The organism is Acinetobacter ihumii, assembly GCF_900625095.1.
Lineage (GTDB): Bacteria > Pseudomonadota > Gammaproteobacteria > Pseudomonadales > Moraxellaceae > Acinetobacter > Acinetobacter ihumii.
Genome location: NZ_LR130760.1, coordinates 2725420 through 2740738 on the forward strand (window position 1 = coordinate 2725420; position 15319 = coordinate 2740738).

Below are 15319 nucleotides of genomic sequence, written 5' to 3' on the forward strand. Positions count from 1 at the left end.
AAAAGTATGTGAATAATAATGATTATTATTTTTATAAATAGTTTTTGCTGATTGGATTTCTTGTTTAAAAAAGGAGATATTATGGATTTTTAGAAACATTGTTTTACATATGTATATTTAACTTTATGAAAATTAAATAAATTATTGATAATGCTGAAAAATCACCCGTTATAAAAAAATAATTTTTAAGCTTTTTTTAAGTTTTTAATATTCTTGGTTGTTGTTGTGTTTTTTGGCTAAAACCCTCCTTTTTCATCATCCGTTTTGTATATCGGAAAAGTTGTCATATAATGTGGCACTTTTAAAAATTGTTACTCTAACTAATTATCGAGGAAGCCATGCAAGTAACGACTGAAGCGGTTTCGGGCGTTGCCCGTCGTTTAAATGTTTCTGTACCGACGAGCCGTATTAATGAGCAATTTGAAGCTCGTTTAAAACGCACTGCCAAAACTGTGAAGATCAACGGCTTCCGTCCGGGTAAAGTGCCAATGTCACGTGTACGTTCTGACTTCGGTCCTGGTATTTATCAGGAAGTGGTGAACGACATTATCCGTGACAGCGTTTTTGAAGCAATTCAACAAGAAAAAATCAATGCTGTGGGCATGCCAAACATTGATAAAGTGGAACATAAAGATGATGCTTTAGTTTATGAAGCGACAGTTGAAGTGTATCCAGAAGTTGAAGTAAAAGCATTCAATGATTTGGAAGTTGAACGTAAATCAACTGAAATCAACGATGCAGATGTCGATCAAATGATCGAAAACTTGCAAAAACAACGTCAAACTTGGGCTGTGACCAAAGGTATGGCGAAAAAAGACATGCAAGTGACTTTCGACTTCGAAGGTTCAATTGACGGTGAAAAGTTTGAAGGCGGTTCTGCTGAAGACTTTAAACTGGTGCTGGGTTCTGGTCGCATGATCCCTGGTTTTGAAGATGGTATCATCGGCATGAAAGCGGGTGAAGAGAAAGTGATTGATGTGACTTTCCCTGAAGATTACCAAGCTGAAAACTTGGCTGGTAAACAAGCGCAATTCAAAATTACTGTGAAGCAAGTTGAAAAAGCCAAACTTCCAGAAATTGATGCTGAATTCCTTCAAATCTTTGGTTTGACTGAAGAAGATGGCGTTGAAAAGTTAAAAGCGGATGTTCGTAAGAACATGGAGCGCGAAGTACGTAACGGTTTACGTAACCAAGTGAAACAAGCGGCGTTTGATGCATTGGTTGCTGCTAATGAAATCGAAGTTCCTGCTGCGATGGTTGCTCAGGAAATTGACCGTCAACGTGAGCAAATGATTCAACAGTTCACGCAACAGTTTGGTGGTGCGGGTGCGCAATCATTTGACAAGAGCATGCTTCCAGATGAACTGTTCAAAGAGCAAGCTGAAAAGTCAGTCAAACTTGGCGTATTGGTCAGCAAAGTATTAGGCGATGCGAAACTTGAAGTCGATCAAACACGTGTTGATGCGTATATCGAAGATATGGCATCTTCATACGAAGATCCAACAGAAGTGATTGAATACTTCAAAAATGACAAACAGCAACGCGCTCAAATTGAAGCGGTTGTGTTAGAAGACCAAGTGGTTGATCACATTTTGGCTGCTGCAAAAGTGACTGATAAAGCAGTAACTTATGAAGAATTGTTAAAAGAACAACAAGCACGTCAAGCTCGTTAATCTTTAAACGGATCAGAAAAGGCGCGAAAGCGCCTTTTTTTATGAAGCTGTTCTTTTTCATATATTTCGACGAAAGTGAGCCTTCTATACAGAAATAAAACGATATTTTGAAAGGAATGCTTTTGCAATTTCAGTCATTATCCCTCATATTGTGGGAATGAGTTAAGTTACAAAAATTTAGGAATAAATAATCGTATGTATGTTCCAACAATTGAAAATGCTTTAGTTCCAGTGGTGGTTGAACAGTCTTCACGTGGTGAACGTTCTTTTGATATTTTCTCTCGGCTATTACGCGAACGGGTGATTTTTCTGACAGGTGAAGTTGAAGACAATATGGCGAATTTAATTGTCGCTCAGATGTTGTTTTTAGAAGCAGAGAACCCAGATAAAGATATTCATCTCTATATTAATTCACCGGGTGGTTCAGTCACTGCGGGTATGGCCATTTATGACACCATGCAGTTTATTAAGCCCGATGTGGTGACTTATTGTATGGGGCAGGCAGCGTCAATGGGCGCATTCTTGCTAAATGCAGGTGGCAAAGGCAAACGTTACTGTCTTGAAAATGCCCGTGTCATGATTCATCAGCCTTTGGGTGGTTTCCGTGGACAGGCCTCTGATATTGAAATCCACGCCCGTGAGATTTTATTTATTAAAGAGCGTTTAAACCGTCTAATGGCTGAACATAGTGGTCAGGACTATGAAAGAGTAGCACGTGATACTGATCGTGATAATTTCATGACAGCACAAGCGGCTAAAGAATATGGTTTAGTGGATCAGGTTTTATCAAAACGTCCCTAACAGTTAAGATTTAAGTTGGAGTAATTATGTCCGAACATCCTCAAGGACAAAAACATTGTTCATTTTGCGGTAAATCGCAGTCTGAAGTCGGGAAACTGATTGCAGGTGAGGACGCATATATCTGTAATGAGTGTGTGGACGTGTGTTTAGATCTTGTTCAAACCAGTCAGCAAGTCGAGGCTGGTGATTGGGCGAGTCGTGAATTACCAAAACCTCAGGAAATTCGTAAAGCACTGGATCAATATGTGATTGGTCAGGATATTGCGAAAAAAACCTTGTCAGTTGCCGTTTATAACCATTATAAACGCCTGAAAGTAGGTCAGTCTGGGCATAAGCCAAAACAAGACATTGAACTGGCTAAAAGTAATATTTTGCTGATTGGACCGACAGGTTCAGGTAAAACTTTACTGGCGCAGACATTGGCGCGTTTGCTTGATGTTCCTTTTGCGATGGCGGATGCTACCACACTCACTGAAGCAGGTTATGTTGGTGAAGATGTTGAAAACATTGTACAAAAGCTGTTGCAAAAAGCAGACTATGATGTAGAGAAAGCTCAAAAGGGCATTATTTATATCGACGAAATCGACAAGATTACTCGTAAGTCTGAAAATCCATCCATTACCCGTGACGTATCGGGTGAAGGCGTACAACAAGCGTTGTTAAAAATGATTGAAGGGACGGTTGCATCTATTCCGCCTCAAGGTGGACGGAAGCATCCACAGCAAGAGTTTATCCAGATTGATACTTCAAATATCCTATTTATTTGTGGTGGCGCATTTTCTGGACTGGAAAAGATTGTGCAGCAGCGTCAGGAAAAAGGCGGCATTGGTTTTACGGCTGAAGTCAAAAATAAAGATGAAAGCAAAAAACTGGCTGAATTATTCCGTCAGGTTGAGCCAACTGATTTGGTGAAATTTGGTCTTATTCCCGAGTTTATCGGACGTTTACCTGTAATTGCCACACTTGAAGAGCTGGATGAAGCCGCCCTCATGCAGATTTTGACTGAGCCAAAAAATGCATTGACTCGTCAATATCAATATTTGTTTAACATGGAAGATGTTGATCTGGTATTTGAAGATGCTGCTTTACGTGCCGTTGCTAAAAAAGCACTGGAACGGAATACGGGTGCACGTGGCTTGCGTTCAATTCTGGAAAATGTCTTGCTTGAAACAATGTATGATCTGCCAAGCCGTGATGATGTCGGTACAGTGGTCATCAATGAGGCTGTTATTACAGAAGGCGCACAGCCAACGTATCAAAAAGAACGTTTGCCCCAGCATGATCGCGAGTCTGTCGATCACGTTGATTTAAAAGTGATTGATTCTAAATCTGCCTGATGTTGTAGCACAGATTTTACATTTATCTGAAAAAGCATGATTTGCCTTGGCATTTCATGCTTTTTTATTTGCAAATGCATCATGAGGTGTTAATCTTGAGGCGAATACGCATAGTTTTGCGCTGTAAAATAAATCAAATAAAACGCCTTGAGGGACATCATGCGTTATTTATTATTATCACTGTGTTGTGTTGGGATGTTGGCAGCTTGTCATAGTACTGCGCAATTAAAACCTGAGCCTCAAGCACTCACTGCAACTTTACCTAAAGTAGATCTCGATAAAGAACCGGGTATATTGGATCAATATCACGTGGGTAAATTTTCTGTAGGTGGTTGGGTTAATCAAAAACTAGGTCAATATTTTCAGCCGATTCAACCACAAAACCCCCAAGCTGCTGTTGTTTATCTATATCGACCCGATTCACGCTGGAATCAGCAGGAAATTGCTGCAGCTAATCTTTTTATTAATGGCAAGCGTATTCCAAGTTTATTAAATAATCATTACTACTGGGTAGAGTTCCCACCAGGAACTTATCGAATTTCGACCAGTCGCCCTTTAACGATTCTTCATTTTCAGGAACCCAAATATATCAATATGACGGTGGAAGCGGGACAGAGCTACTATCTGAAATATGATGAAGAAAATCCAGCACGTAAAGAACTTTCGGGTCCTTTTTTAATCATGCAAGAAAAGATTGGGCGCAGTGAAATTGCGTTTACTCGTTTAAAATCTTCAAGTTATAATTTTGTTGCACAAGATACTTCGGGTAAGGTACGACATAAGCCACAAGAACTAAAACCAGCCAAATATGATGAAAAATCAGATGTGCTTTTGGTTAAACCTTTTAAAATTTGGAATCCAATGACGTGGTAAGCCAAAGCAGTTATTTTATTCGAATCAGTCAATTGAATAAACCATCATTTTTTCGGTCTAATAGCTTGAAATACACATAAAAATTTAAGGCTACGTTCGACAATGTAGCCTTTTTATTTCATCTTTTCCAAAGTAATGAATCATAATCGCTAAGATCAAGTATCACACTGCCTAAATTTAGTCAGCTGCTTTGTTTTTCTGCTTTTCGATAAGTAATGGTGCAATAATCGCCATCATTTTTTCCTGAAAATTTTCTCGCGTTTTATCATCGTTAAACATTTCCTGACCTAAGCGCATCATATAAGTGGAGAGTTCGCCCATCATCTTGGCATTTTTACGCGTAATGGATTGTCCTTCAGGGGTTTTCAGGAATTTAATACTGGCTTGTAATTCTTCCTCGGTATATGTTTTTAAGTAAATATCCTCAATCACTTGTTGGGTTTTGGGATTACTAATAATTTGAGTGCTGGAGTCTTTTAATAACTGGCTCAGCTGAGTCGCAGCCTGCTGCTCTTTGGCATTAAGCTGCTGCGAACCTGTGGTATTTAAAATAATTTGCTCGGCCTGTTTGTCATAATAGGGTCCAAGTTCAATGAGCGATTGGCGCAATAAATATTCAATTTGACTGACTTGCATCAGCTCTTTGACCGTGCTTAATTTTGCGGGGGAGGCAAAAATACCTGTGCTAATACAAGTTAAGCACAAACTAATGGAAAGACGTTTAATGATTTGCTGGGCGGTCATTGTAAAGCCTATACGCTACGCATCGAACTTAAGTTAAGTTGAAAACTGTTTTTAGATTAATCTATATGTAACATTATTTTTCAATAATCCGTTAGTGTTTTTACAGGCAGTCACAAAAAAGCACCCCGAAAGGTGCTTTAGTGTTTATAGAGAATAGGTCTGCTTAAACTGCTGTCGCATCGGTCACTGGAATTTTTCCAATTTTGGCTTGCCAGATTTTCGGTGCAATGGCATGAATGGAAGTCCCATTGACATCTACTGCCACTGAAACTGGCATATCTTCTACAACAAATTTGTAGATTGCTTCCATGCCCAAGTCAGCAAATGCCACAACTTCTGCTTCACGAACTGCTTTAGACACTAGATATGCTGCACCACCAACCGCCATAAGGTAAGTTGCTTGGTTGTCTTTAATCGCTTCAATCGCAGTTGGGCCACGATCTGCTTTACCAATCATGCCAAACAAACCAGTGTGCTCAAGGACTTTACGCGTAAACTTGTCCATACGAGTTGCAGTGGTTGGACCAGCAGGACCAACGACTTCATCACCGACTGGATCCACAGGACCGACGTAATAAATAAATTTACCTTTTAGATCAACAGGCAATTCTTCGCCATTGTCAATCATATCAACCATGCGTTTATGAGCAGCATCACGACCAGTATACATGGTACCACTAAGCAATAAGGTATCGCCCGGCTGCCAAGAATTCATTTCTTCTTGGGTAATGCTATCTAAATTCACACGCTTAGATTTAGACGCATCCCAAGTCACCGCAGGATAGTCTTCAAGTTTTGGTGCTTGAATATGAGCAACACCAGAACCATCCAATTGGAAATGTGCATGGCGAGTGGCAGCACAGTTAGGAATCATACCAACAGGTTTGCCAGCAGCATGACATGGATAATCTTTAATTTTAATATCCAAGACTGTGGTTAAGCCACCTAGACCTTGTGCGCCAATTCCAAGTGCATTGACTTTCTCAAAGATCTCGATACGAAGTTCTTCCATCTTGCTTTGCGGACCACGGCGAAGTAATTCGTCCATGTTGATTTCTTCCATCAATGCTTCTTTGGCAAGCATCATGGCTTTCTCGGCAGTACCACCGATCCCAATCCCGAGCATACCCGGTGGACACCAGCCAGCACCCATGGTTGGAACGGTTTTAAGTACCCAATCCACAATCGAGTCAGATGGGTTGAGCATCGCAAGTTTAGATTTATTTTCTGAACCACCACCTTTGGCAGCAACGGTAATATCCACTTTATTCCCCGGAACGAGTTTGTAGTGGATGATCGCAGGCGTATTGTCTTTGGTATTTTTACGACCAAAAGCTGGATCTGCTAAAACAGAGGCACGTAGTACGTTTGAGTTTTCTAAATAACCCTGACGAACACCTTCATTGATGGCATCATCCAAGCTCATGCTTAGATCGAATTTAACGTCTAAACCCACTTCAAGGAATACGTTGACAATCCCTGTATCCTGACAGATTGGGCGATGACCTTCTGCACACATACGCGAGTTAATAAGAATCTGAGCAATCGCATCTTTGGCAGCTTGGTTTTCTTCACGATCATAGGCACGACTCATGGCTTGAATAAAGTCTTGCGGGTGATAGTAAGAAATGAATTGAAGGGCATCCTTGACCGAAGTGATCAAGTCATCTTGTTTGATGATTGTGGTCATATCAAAAATCTCTTGAGCGGGCTGTTAGCTAGCGGCAGTGATTATATGACAAAATGAAGCTGCTGTGGGCGGTTTTGCCGAGATTTTGGCCAAAGGTCTAAGCTTTTTAAATGCTGTCCAATCATGCCTTAAAATGACGAAAAAGAGCGAAAAATAGATGAGTAAGACTGATTTAGCCCAGAATATCATTCAAATTTATCAAAAATATGGACGCGATTGGACACAACTGCGTGGTGATGATTTATATGAAAAAATTTGGCTGGATCGATTTTTGGCTTTTTTATCTGCTTCTGCAAGTGTATTAGACTTGGGCTGTGGTTCTGGTCGAACCATTGCTGCTTATTTGATTGCACGGGGGTGTCAAGTGACAGGCGTCGATCGTTCAGAGGTCATGCTGGATATGGCTCGAGAGCATTTTCCTGAGCAGACTTGGATCAATGCCGATATGCGTCAGTTCGATTCTGAACAAAAGTTTGACGGTATTTTGGCATGGGATAGCTTTTTTCATCTTAGGCCTGAGGATCAACGTGCGATGTTTGCAAGATTTTCAGCACATGCGAAATTTGGTACAGCGCTGATGTTTACCAGTGGACCACGTCATGGCGAGGCGATAGGGGAGATGTTTGGAGAACCACTGTATCATGCCAGTTTGGATGCTGAAGAATATCGAGCGTTATTGGCTGAATATGGCTTTGATGTGGTCAAAATGATCGTTGAAGATCCTGAATGTATGGGACATACGGTATGGTTGGCACGCAAAGTTATAGAATAGTATTGAATATAAAAAACGTTTTACCTGCATCTGTGATGCATAAAAATACAGTTTAATCTACATTACAAAATGAAAAACTATATCTTAGAAATAGTCATATTCTTTAAGTATTGCTGGGCATAACATGAAAAGGTTGTTTATCACCTATATCCAAAAGGAATAAAAAAATGACCAGTGAAGCTATTCGTGATCCGAAACAAGATCATCTATTAACACCTCAAAATTCAGCTTTTATTTGCATCGATTATCAACCTGTCCAAGTTAACTCGATTGCTTCGATGGATCGTCAACTTTTAATTAATAATATTGTTGGAAGTGCCAAGGCGGCTATCGTTTATGGTTTGCCAATTATCCATTCTACTGTCAATGTCAAAACAGGTTTAAATAAACCGCCTATTCCTCAACTGCGTAAAGTGTTGGCAGATTACCCAACCTATGACCGTACATCCATTAACTCTTGGGAAGATGTGGAGTTTAAAGAGGCAGTCAAAGCCACAGGTCGTAAAAAACTCATTATGACTGCGTTATGGACCGAAGCTTGCCTAACCTTTCCAGCATTGGATGCACTACAGGAAGGCTATGAAGTGTATGTGGTTGCAGACGCGGTAGGTGGAACCTCATTGGCGGCACATGAAGCAGCGTTGCGTCGTATTGAACAGGCAGGCGGCAAATTAATTAGCGTGGCGCAGTTATTCTGTGAATTGCAACGTGACTGGCAGCGTAAAGAAACGGTTCCTGATTTTATCAAATTGTTTATTGAAACCGGCGGTACCGCAGGAATTCAATTTTCTTATGATGCGAATGAATAATACTTGAATCATTTCGCTCAATCATCATGGGATATTTTTAGAAAACCGAGTGTGCAGATGAACTCGGTTTTCTTTTTTAATCTTGATCGCATAATCATGATTTAAAACAAAAAATAACATAAAGATAGATGCGCGCGGATGACAAAAAGGCTGAGAGTGGTTAACGTTAATATGAATTATCGCTAAATATGCATACATGGAGAATTATAATGTTTGAGCAACAACCGACATTCGAATTATTATTTGAACAACTTGGCTTAGATTCAGATCAAGCTGCGATTGAACAGTTTATTCGTGATCATCAATTAGCAGCTGAAGAATCATTATTTGATGCGCCTTTTTGGAGTAAAGGACAAAGTGATTTTCTAAAAAGTCATTGTGTGCAGGATGATGATTGGGCGATTGTGATTGATGAACTCAATCAACAACTGCATCTCGATAGTAATCCTAAAGCTTAAGCTTTAGGATTGTATCTTCTAATTAAATCAGATCTGGTCATTAATGCGTTTTCGAGCGGATCAAATTTCTAAACCAATCATGCTGATGTAAGCTTACAAAAGCCGAATGGTCTTGCATAAATTCCAAATCAAACTCGTTGCACTGGGTGTATTTTTCTAACCAATGACGTGTTAGCGCATATTCAGCTTTAACTGAAGAGGCATAAGCGAGAAAGAACAGGATATCGCCATGTTGTAAATGTGCCAATGGTTTTAAAATTTGCTGGGTAATCGTGGCAAATTTTGCTTCCCGATTGAGTTCATAATACATCATATAGGCTTTAGCCAATTGCAAAGACAAATCCACATAAAGTGACATCGGCATTTCATCGAATTCAATCCGCGATGTTTCTAAAATCGCAATCGCTTCATGTAGGAAATGTAAACGTTCCTGACGGTTACGGCTGATCTCGACCAGTTGTAAGCGTAAATTCCCACGTTCCAGTGCAAGTTCAGGTGTGTTGCCGGCAAGATAGTGTTGATCAGTCTCGCCGATGCGCTCAACAATCGTTTTGCTTGTATCTAGCATGTGGGTCATCCTCTTGGTTTATGGTCATTATATGAGGCTATTTCATTATTTTAAAAGTGGGTAAGGCTGAAACGCTGTGTTGCAGCTTTAATCCAGCATAAATCAACTACTCAGATGACCAGATAGAATTGCCACTACGTAGCCATGCGGTAATAGAAAGTCGCTGATGTTTGGAACTTAAGACTTCATGTAATAAATCACTTTGGAAAATCACTAAACGATTCGGCTCAGGCTCAATGGTGTGCCACTGATCATTTTTGTCTTGTAGGCGCAGTTGACCCCCCCAATCCGATTGCCATTCAGGATGCAAATAATAGACTGCCGAAATCATGCGGTCATTTTTTTGCTGAGGATTATCCCGATGTAAGGCATAAAACTCACCTGTATTGTAGCAGGCAAAATGTGCTTCAATACTTTGAATTCCAAGAAAGAATGCTCGATTAAATGCTTGGGAAAACTCTTGAAGTAAGTGAATATGTTGCTGTGCAATTGGAAATTTTTCATCAATCCATAGAATATGATCGCTACGAATTTTGCTGATCACACCATTTTGAATCGCAGCTTCACGAAACTGATTTAAATTTGACAGACATTCATCGAGAAGTTGTGTGGTGAATTTTTCAGAATGCGCTTGACGAACAATCGCAAAACCGTGTTGGTCTAAATCATCCAGAATGTGTTCAATGTCATGTTGAATTGGCTCAAAAAAATGCTGCATATTGCTTCTAAATCATCCCATAAATACATTAAAGAAAACGCATCAACTACGAGCTTTCTCTATTCTAAAACAACTCATGCACACGTAACTGCTTTTTTTCATGTTAAAATGCACGTTAATCTGAGGAATTAATGTAAAAAATGAATTACCGTCACCATTTTCATGCGGGCAACTTTGCTGATGTCATGAAGCATGTTCTGTTGCTTCAATTATTAACACGTTTAAATACGAAAGATAAGCCTTATCGCTATATTGATACGCATGGTGGTGCGGGAAAATATGATTTATCTCAGGCACCTGCGCAAAAATCTGGAGAGTTCTTAACTGGGATTCATCGTTTAATGCAACTCGGTGAGATGGAAAAAAGACAGGCACCTGAAGGCGTACAACAGTATTTAAAACTGGTTGAAGCGATTCGTAATGAAGAAGGCAAAGGGACTTATCCGGGTTCACCGTGGTTTGCTCTACAAGCGATGCGTGACATAGACAAAGCCACCGTGTTTGAAATGCAACGTGATGTTTTCCAGCAACTTCGTCAAAATATTCGTGATAAGCGCATGGGGTTGCATGAGCGTGATGCCTATGAGGGCTTGCTGGGTGTCATTCCTCCAAAAGAAAAACGCGGTTTGGTCATGATTGATCCACCTTATGAGTTAGAACGTAAGGATTTTCCGCAATTGGTAGAATTGCTGCAAAATGCCTATAAAAAATGGCCGACAGGTGTTTTTGCGGTATGGTATCCCATCAAAGATCGCGCCATGATTGAACGTTTTGAAAAGAAAATGTTTAAAACCGGCATTCGCCGTCAACTTATTTGTGAAATTTGTGTTTGGCCTGATGATACACCGGTCGGTTTAAATGGCTGTGGATTATTAGTGATTAATCCACCTTGGCAATTTTCAGAAGATGCCGATCAGGCCTTACAGTGGTTATTTCCACATTTACGTATGCAGGAAAATGGCGGTCATGCCGCAGTTCGCTGGCTTGTAGGTGAGTAACCCTCACTGTTCAAAGCATATTGAGATTAACAACAATGACAAACACGCAAAAGCCGAACCAAGATTCAACCCAGAATGATCATTCTTTTGATGGCATTACCTTTGAAGTGGTTGAAGAAGAACAGACACAAGAAGGTCAGAAAGTTAAACGTCGTGGCATTTATTTATGGCCAAATTTAATCACGACTGCTGCTTTACTTTCGGGGTTTTATTCCATTACCGCCAGTATGAATGGTGAATTTTTACAAGCGATTTATGCAATTTTTTTAGCAGCTTTGCTGGATGGACTTGATGGTCGTGTTGCACGAGCTATTGGTGCACAAAGTGCCTTTGGTGAACAGTATGACTCACTGTCTGACTTGCTTGCCTTTGGAGTTGCACCTGCCATTTTGATGTATAGCTGGAGTTTGCATGAGCTGGGACGCATCGGTTTAGCCTGCTGTTTTATTTATACTGCTTGTGCCGCATTTCGTTTGGCTCGTTTTAATGTGCAAATCGGCGTGGTCGATAAACGTTACTTTATTGGTATCGCCAGTCCATTGGCTGCGATTTTGGTCATTACCCTGATTTGGGTGAGTCGCGATTATCCTTTTGTGTTTGATATTCGGGATATTAAAGTGCAAATTGCCTATGCAATTTATATGGTGGTTGTGGCATTGCTGATGATCTCTAACATCAAATATTATTCATTTAAACAAATGGATCGTAAACGTGTACCATTTGTGGTGATGTTGCCTGTTGTGCTGATTTTTGCAGCAATTACTTACAATATTCCGATGGGGATTTTAATCGTATCCATTATTTATGCCATCTCTGGTTTTATAACCACCTTGTTCGCGCGTAAACAAAGTCCTACTATAAAGACATAATTCGCATGATTGATGAGGTTCAGTATGCAAATGTTGATGAGTTCGCTAGAACAGTCTACACGTCTGAACCTCAAACTCGACTCAACGTCTTTGCTTGCCTATCATCCGCCTCAAGGTCGCTTTAAACTGGTTTATCATGGCTTGATGTTGCCGAATTTGCCTGCACCACTGCATTTTTTAAATTTTATGGCACTTATGGGGCAGCCTAAAATTCCGCTATTTTATAATCCGAGTATTATTAAAGATAAAGCATCAAATACTGCTAGTGTCATGATTGCCATGAGTCCGCATCAGGTAGGCCATTTGAAAAGCTATCACCTTAATCAGCAGTGTCAAATTGCTCCCTATCATTATCTATTTGATCAGATAGATAGCCTCAAGGGCTTTTTTCCTGAATTTGAAATTCAGCGTCAAGACAGTGAGCTTGAAGTCCAATTAAAAATTTCTACCACGAATCATGCGACACATTTTACCGCATTAAAATGGAATTTATTTGAACATTGGTCATTGTTGTGTCAGTGCGAAGGCATCATTAAATATCAAAATCAACAATATGAAATAAGTGGGATGGGAAGTTTTGACTATGCGCGAGCAGCCAATATTCCTTATTTGCCTTTGGCTTTTTATACCCATCAATTAATCAATTTAGATGAAACCACTCAAGTCATTTTAAGTCAGGTACGTAATCAATGGAATCAAATTATTTATTCCAGATTTTACTTGCGCGATATGCATGGAGAACAACTTTTTGCTGATAAAAAAGTTTATTTTCATGTGCATCGGGTATTTCCAAAAATTACAACACCGAGTCGCCGTCAAATGTATCTTCCCCGAGAATTTTCTTGGTCAGTAAAGGAAAATGGAAAAGTTATTTTTGAAATAAAAGCGCAAAGTCGTGGAGATTTTAAATTTGGTTTAGGTGCGGGCTATTCGGGTAGTTTTCGCTATCGTGCTCGTTTTTACGATCAGGCGTTTGAGGGAGAAAGCGGTTATTGCGAATATATTGATATTCGTCCTTTAAATTGGCAGGAAAAAAATCACACGCACACTCTTACCGATGAATGGCTTCAAACTCAGCCGTGTTTACTGAAAAAATAAACAAATTCACCAAGTTTGTTTAAAATTTACCCGTATAGATAAAATTATTAAAAAAAGGTATTGCGTTTGAGTGAGGATGCAGTAGAATGCGCACCTATCGGCGGCGAGCTAGATAAAAACTTGTTGAAAAACAGTGTGTTGATTGGGTATTAGTGGTTTTACACTGAGATTTGATTGAGACGTTGGAAGAGTAAAAAGAGTTTTAAAAAGTTTGCTGGCGACAATAGCAAGAGTGAACCACCTGATCCCTTCCCGAACTCAGAAGTGAAACCTCTTCGCGCTGATGGTAGTGTGGCATTGGCCATGTGAGAGTAAGTCATCGCCAGCTTTTAAATTTAAAGCACCTCAACTCAAATGTTGGGGTGCTTTTTTTTTGTGATAAGAAAAATACAAAAAATAGAATAAGTCTTGGTATGGATGGTTAATCTACCAATCAAGCTTGAATGCTTGAGTCAGGGCTTTCGTTTAAACCGAAAGAAGTTGTCTACGTACATGTTTAAATGCACTACGTAGCCCTTCTTCTAAGGTGGGATGATAATAAGCCTGATCTAGGATTTCATCTAATGTAATGTTCTGGTTGATCATCCAGCAAAGTAAATGAGCTAAATGTTCTGCTGAATTGACAAATAATTCCGCACCAAGTAATTTTCGTGTTTTTCGGTCAATATAAACCTCTACACCGCCAATATTTTTGCCAAGTATTAAAGCACGACCTTGTTTTTCATAGGAAGAAAAACCTGTAATAAAATCAATATTTTTATCTTGAAGTTGTTTATAACTTTGTCCAGCAATTGCCATTTCTGGAGAACAAAAAACAACGCCTAAAGAAGTTAAACTTTTAACCTTTTTTACTTTAGGATAATTTAAACAGTTATCAACTAATTTTCGACCTTCATGCGCAGCTTCATGTTGTAGTGGGGTATCTGTATGGGCATCACCTGCAATAAAAATAGGTAAATTCGCTAATTGTTTTGTTTGTGGATGCACTGGAAGTTTGTTTAAATCAGAAAATAATGGATCAATATTATCTAGTTTTAAACTGTCTAATAAACTTGAGCGTCCCGTTGCATTCAGTAAATAATCAAAACTTTGTGTTTTTTCTTCTCTCTTATATTCAAAACTTAAATTGACTTGTTGGTCAACCAAATTTACAGAATTGGGCAATGTTTTGAAATAAATATTTAATTCTTTGGCAAGTTGTTGTTGTGCCATCAATTGTAAATTAGGACTTGTGAGAATACCCACACGTTGACTACGTGCAAATAGAGTTGTTTGTACGCCAAGTCTTGAGAATGCTTGAGCTAACTCAATTGCAATGACTCCGCTACCTATCACTGCTAAAGATGTAGGTAGTTTTTTTAGCTCAAATATTTCATCTGATGTAATAAGATGATCTTTTAACAGATCCTTCCAGTTTTGATTGATGACTGGTTTTGAGCCGACTGCAAGGATAAAAGATTTTGCCTGAAAATGCTTTCCATTGACTTTAACAGTATTCGCATTGATAAAAGTAGCTTTGCCAGACAGACGATGTTGTTTTGGCCAACTTTGTACATCTTTAATGGTTGCAGTGGTAAAACGATCTCTTAAGGCACGAACATGTGACATGATATGAGACGTATCAAATGATGATTCAGTTGTGATACCCACTTGATCAATATGTTGACTATCATATAATCGATTTGCAGATGAAATCAGCACTTTACTTGGCATACAACCAACTCTAGCGCAGGTGGTATCCCATGGACCGTCATTAATCACTAAAATGTTCTGGGTATGTTTAACGGCTTCTTTATATGCACTGATACCTGCGGTACCTGCACCGATAATAATAAGATCGTACATGTGAAATCCGATTAAATTTGTCTTTATATTAGAATATATAAAGAGAAATTTATAAAAAACCATTTG

15 protein-coding genes and 1 rRNA gene are annotated in these 15319 nt (G+C 39.4%); 11 read left to right on the forward strand and 5 right to left on the reverse strand.

Annotated elements, in window-relative coordinates; genetic code table 11:
- The first annotated feature begins 338 nt into the window (after positions 1-338).
- From tig to E0D95_RS12865, 4 genes are all read left to right on the forward strand, one after another.
- Positions 339-1673 carry a trigger factor gene (tig, locus tag E0D95_RS12850; RefSeq protein WP_130804235.1) on the forward strand — a complete coding sequence of 445 codons (1335 nt, stop codon included), beginning with the start codon at positions 339-341 and terminating at the stop codon, positions 1671-1673.
- 195 nt (positions 1674-1868) lie between these two features.
- On the forward strand, positions 1869-2474 hold the full coding sequence (gene clpP / locus E0D95_RS12855) for an ATP-dependent Clp endopeptidase proteolytic subunit ClpP (RefSeq protein ID WP_130804237.1): 606 nt from the start codon (positions 1869-1871) through the stop codon (positions 2472-2474).
- A 26-nt stretch (positions 2475-2500) separates the two neighbouring features.
- Entirely contained in the window at positions 2501-3811 is a 1311-nt protein-coding gene (gene clpX, locus E0D95_RS12860) for an ATP-dependent Clp protease ATP-binding subunit ClpX (protein WP_130804239.1), read from the forward strand.
- Between the two features lie 159 nt (positions 3812-3970).
- Complete coding sequence (locus E0D95_RS12865; protein ID WP_130804241.1) at positions 3971-4684, forward strand: DUF2846 domain-containing protein; 714 nt, start codon at positions 3971-3973, stop codon at positions 4682-4684.
- A 177-nt stretch (positions 4685-4861) separates the two neighbouring features.
- Here E0D95_RS12865 and E0D95_RS12870 read toward each other — a convergent pair whose 3' ends face one another.
- A complete protein-coding gene (locus tag E0D95_RS12870) occupies positions 4862-5428 on the reverse strand; it encodes a DUF2059 domain-containing protein (protein ID WP_130804244.1) in 567 nt (188 codons plus the stop codon).
- Positions 5429-5591: 163 nt separating this feature from the next.
- Positions 5592-7118: a fumarate hydratase gene (locus E0D95_RS12875; RefSeq protein WP_130804246.1), complete on the reverse strand. Its 1527-nt coding sequence runs from the start codon at positions 7116-7118 to the stop codon at positions 5592-5594.
- A 157-nt stretch (positions 7119-7275) separates the two neighbouring features.
- Between E0D95_RS12875 and E0D95_RS12880 the strand changes: the two genes are divergently transcribed.
- From E0D95_RS12880 to E0D95_RS12890, 3 genes are all read left to right on the forward strand, one after another.
- Entirely contained in the window at positions 7276-7890 is a 615-nt protein-coding gene (locus tag E0D95_RS12880) for a class I SAM-dependent methyltransferase (RefSeq protein WP_130804248.1), read from the forward strand.
- A gap of 167 nt (positions 7891-8057) precedes the next feature.
- Positions 8058-8699: a hydrolase gene (locus tag E0D95_RS12885; RefSeq protein ID WP_130804250.1), complete on the forward strand. Its 642-nt coding sequence runs from the start codon at positions 8058-8060 to the stop codon at positions 8697-8699.
- 209 nt (positions 8700-8908) lie between these two features.
- Positions 8909-9157, forward strand: a complete 249-nt coding sequence (locus E0D95_RS12890) for a DUF2789 family protein (protein WP_130804252.1) — start codon at positions 8909-8911, stop codon at positions 9155-9157.
- 40 nt (positions 9158-9197) lie between these two features.
- Here E0D95_RS12890 and E0D95_RS12895 read toward each other — a convergent pair whose 3' ends face one another.
- Together E0D95_RS12895 and E0D95_RS12900 are read right to left on the reverse strand one after the other, a co-directional pair.
- A complete protein-coding gene (locus E0D95_RS12895; protein ID WP_130804254.1) occupies positions 9198-9725 on the reverse strand; it encodes a hypothetical protein in 528 nt (175 codons plus the stop codon).
- Between the two features lie 106 nt (positions 9726-9831).
- Complete coding sequence (locus E0D95_RS12900) at positions 9832-10443, reverse strand: 2OG-Fe(II) oxygenase (protein WP_130804255.1); 612 nt, start codon at positions 10441-10443, stop codon at positions 9832-9834.
- A gap of 140 nt (positions 10444-10583) precedes the next feature.
- Between E0D95_RS12900 and E0D95_RS12905 the strand changes: the two genes are divergently transcribed.
- From E0D95_RS12905 to rrf, 4 genes are all read left to right on the forward strand, one after another.
- A complete protein-coding gene (locus E0D95_RS12905; RefSeq protein ID WP_130804256.1) occupies positions 10584-11441 on the forward strand; it encodes a 23S rRNA (adenine(2030)-N(6))-methyltransferase RlmJ in 858 nt (285 codons plus the stop codon).
- A 35-nt stretch (positions 11442-11476) separates the two neighbouring features.
- The gene (gene pssA / locus E0D95_RS12910) at positions 11477-12310 is read left to right on the forward strand and encodes a CDP-diacylglycerol--serine O-phosphatidyltransferase (RefSeq protein WP_130804257.1); all 834 of its coding nucleotides are present in this window, start codon (positions 11477-11479) and stop codon (positions 12308-12310) included.
- Between the two features lie 24 nt (positions 12311-12334).
- Positions 12335-13408, forward strand: a complete 1074-nt coding sequence (locus E0D95_RS12915; protein WP_130804258.1) for a DUF6670 family protein — start codon at positions 12335-12337, stop codon at positions 13406-13408.
- 213 nt (positions 13409-13621) lie between these two features.
- A 5S ribosomal RNA gene (gene rrf / locus E0D95_RS12920) occupies positions 13622-13736 on the forward strand.
- Positions 13737-13873: 137 nt separating this feature from the next.
- Here rrf and E0D95_RS12925 read toward each other — a convergent pair.
- Positions 13874-15253: a dihydrolipoyl dehydrogenase gene (locus E0D95_RS12925; RefSeq protein WP_130804259.1), complete on the reverse strand. Its 1380-nt coding sequence runs from the start codon at positions 15251-15253 to the stop codon at positions 13874-13876.
- Positions 15254-15319: the final 66 nt, after the last annotated feature.